At 73.5% G+C, this 2,922-nt stretch carries 3 protein-coding genes and 1 pseudogene; all 4 read left to right on the forward strand.

What is annotated here, in order from left to right; all coding sequences use genetic code 11:
- A pseudogene (locus AB0I76_RS26520) lies at window positions 1-237 on the forward strand (hypothetical protein); the annotation flags it as partial.
- Between the two features lie 9 nt (window positions 238-246).
- Window positions 247-645, forward strand: coding sequence for an MmcQ/YjbR family DNA-binding protein (locus AB0I76_RS26525; protein ID WP_357040842.1), 399 nt, complete (start codon window positions 247-249; stop codon window positions 643-645).
- 141 nt (window positions 646-786) lie between these two features.
- Complete coding sequence (locus AB0I76_RS26530) at window positions 787-2,148, forward strand: transposase (protein WP_357040845.1); 1,362 nt, start codon at window positions 787-789, stop codon at window positions 2,146-2,148.
- Between the two features lie 25 nt (window positions 2,149-2,173).
- The gene (locus AB0I76_RS26535) at window positions 2,174-2,815 is read left to right on the forward strand and encodes an HAD-IA family hydrolase (protein WP_357040848.1); all 642 of its coding nucleotides are present in this window, start codon (window positions 2,174-2,176) and stop codon (window positions 2,813-2,815) included.
- The last annotated feature ends 107 nt before the right edge of the window (window positions 2,816-2,922 follow it).

Consider the following 2,922-nt stretch of genomic DNA (forward strand, 5'->3'; position numbering starts at 1 on the left):
GGCGACCCGGCGTGCGACACGGTCATCGCCTGGACGTTCCTGCCGGGGTCCGCGCGGGTCGCGTTCCGCGCCGCGCTCGGCGTCGACGACGCCACCTGGGCGCGGGGTCGGGGCTGGGCACTGTGGAAGGCCCTCATCACGTACGACGATCCGGCCCCGGCCACGCGAGCCCTGGCGCGGCGCGCACTGGACGCGCTGCTCGACGAGGGGACCGCGGGACCCGTCGGGTCGGCGTAGGGTCGGGTCGTGGCCACCTGGGACGACGTGCGGCGGATCGCGCTGAGCCTGCCGGAGACGACCGAGAAGCCCTCGTACGACGGACTGCCCGCCTGGAAGGTCCGGGACAAGGGTTTCGTCTGGGAACGACCGCTGCGCCGCGCCGACCTCGAAGCCCTCGGTGACACCGCGCCCGACGGGCCGATCCTCGGGGCGCAGGTGCCCGACCTCGGCGCCCGGGAGGCGCTGCTCGCCGACGATCCGACCGTCTACTTCACCACGCCGCACTTCGATGGCTACCCGGCCGTCCTGGTCCGGCTGGAACGCATCGACGTGGACGAGCTGACCGAGCTGATCACCGAGGCCTGGTACGCCCGCGCGCCGAAGCGTCTCGCCGCCGCCCACCGCGCCGGGCTCCCGGCTGGCTAGTGCGGTGGCCACTAACGTTCGCCGGGTTGATGAGTGGTTGGGAAGTTGTCGTACCGGTGGTGTTGGGTTCGGTCTGTGCCTCGCCGTCGGGATTTCGCTGCGCCGCGGGTCGTGTATCGCACGGCTCGGGTTGGGTTGCGGGTGACGTCAGGGCAGCGGCGGCGGTGTTTCGGCTTGCTGCGTTCGGGTGGTGATGTGTGGGCGTGCGTGTTGGAGGTCAATGCGTGGCGGCGTCGCCGCGGGGATGCGCCGTTGGCTGGCTATCAGCAGTTGTGTCGGGAGTTGGCGGCGTCGGGGCCGGGCACGTTCGGTGAACTGGACAGTACGGGTGCCCGGTCAGTGCTGCGCCGGTTCTCCGATGCCTGGTTCGCGGCGGCGAAGCGCCGTAAGGCCGGTGACGACTCGGCGCGGTTTCCGCGTCGCAGGCGGGGGTTGGTGCCGGTGCGCTGGTATCACGGCACATTCACGGTTGACGGGCGGCGGGTACGCATCCCCAGCGCGAGAGGCGCCTGCCCGTTGTGGGTTCGCCTGGCCCGGGATCTGCCGTACCCGGTGGAGCAGGTGCGCTCGATCACTCTGCTGTCTGAGGGCGGGCGGCTGTTCCTCGACGTGACCGCCGAGATTCCGGTCGCGACCTACCCACCGGGGGTAAGGCCGGAACCGAGTCGGGTGGCCGGGGTGGACCTCGGCATCATCCACCCCTACGCGCTGGCCGGGCCCGACGGTGCCGGGCTGTTGGTGTCCGGGCGGGCGGTCCGCGCCGAACACCGGATGCACCTCACCGACACCAAGGCCCGCCGCCGGGCGGTGGCGCGGCGGGCACCGAAACCGGGCCAGCGGGGGTCACGGCGGTGGCGTCAATATCGCCGCCGGGCCCGTCTGGTGGAGGGACGGCATCGACGGCGGGTCCGCCAGGCCCAGCATGAGGCCGCCCGCACTGTCGTGTCCTGGGCCGTGGGTCAGCGGGTTGGGGTGCTGCATGTCGGTGGCCCCCGCGGCGTGCTCGACATTGTGGCGGGCCGGCGGCACAACCTGCGGCTGCGGCAGTGGCAGATCCGCCGGTTGATTCAGGTACTCACCGACAAGGCCACCCTCGCCGGGATCACGGTGCGGCTCGTCGACGAACGGGGCACCTCCTCGACCTGCCCCGCCTGCCAGCGACGGGTACCGAAACCTCGTGGACGCACCTTGTCCTGCCCCCACTGCCGATTCTCCGGGCACCGCGATCTCGTCGCGGCGGCCAGCATCGCCACCCGCACCCCGGGCGGCGGACCCACCACCCCCACGACAGACATTCCTGTGCCGCCTGGGGTGGTCACGCACCGTCGAGCCGGCCGGAACCTCCCCGGCGCCGGCCGGTCCCGGCGTGACCCCCGCCGCCCAGCCCGGGCGGCGAGAGGATCAGTTGGCCCGCGGAGGCCCGCCCCACCACCCAGTGGGGAGTCGCTCGCCCTCCAAGGCGAGGATCCACAACACCCCACCGGAACACCCGGTGAACGTTAGTGGACACCGCACTAGCCTGGACTCCGTGGCACACACGCGAACCCCGTTGACGGGCCTGGTCTTCGACATGGACGGCACGCTGATCGAGTCGCACGCCGCCGTGCCGGCGGCGTACCGGGCGACGGTCCTCGCCGGGGGCGGTCGCGAGCACACCGACGAGGAGATCATCGCCGGCTACTCGCTCGGCGCGCCCGTGGACCTGCTCTCCGCGCTGCTGGGCCGCCGGGCCACCGAGGAGGACATGGCCCGCTACCACCAGGAACTGGCCGCCGCGGCCGACCGCGTGACCGTCTACCCGGGGGTGGCGGACCTGCTCGCGGAGGCCGCCCGCCGAGTGCCGGTCGGCTTGTTCACCGGAGCCAGCGCGGAGGCCGCCCGGATCCTGCTCGGGCGCACCGGCCTGGCGGAGCACGTTGCGGTGATCGTCGGCGGCGACGAGGTGGACCGGCCCAAACCGGATCCCGAGGGCGTCCTGCTGGCCTGCCGGCGACTCGACGTCGCGCCCGGTCAGATCGCGTACGTCGGCGACTCGCCCCTGGACCTGGGCGCGGCCCGCGGTGCCGGTGCCCTGTCCGTGGCGGCGGGCTGGGGGCACATGTACGACCCGGCGGCACCCGCCGACCTGACCGTCGCCGAGCCCGGGGACCTGCTCTCCCTCCTGGGCTGACCCTGCGTCACACCCGCCGGCCGGGCCGCGCCCGTCCCGAGGTGTCGTCCACGGTGGGTGCCGTGCGCCGCGCCCCGCACCGGGGACAGCGGATCGCCCGCCCGGCC

The sequence above is a fragment of the Micromonospora sp. NPDC049799 genome (assembly GCF_040656655.1).
Classification (GTDB): Bacteria; Actinomycetota; Actinomycetes; order Mycobacteriales; family Micromonosporaceae; genus Micromonospora.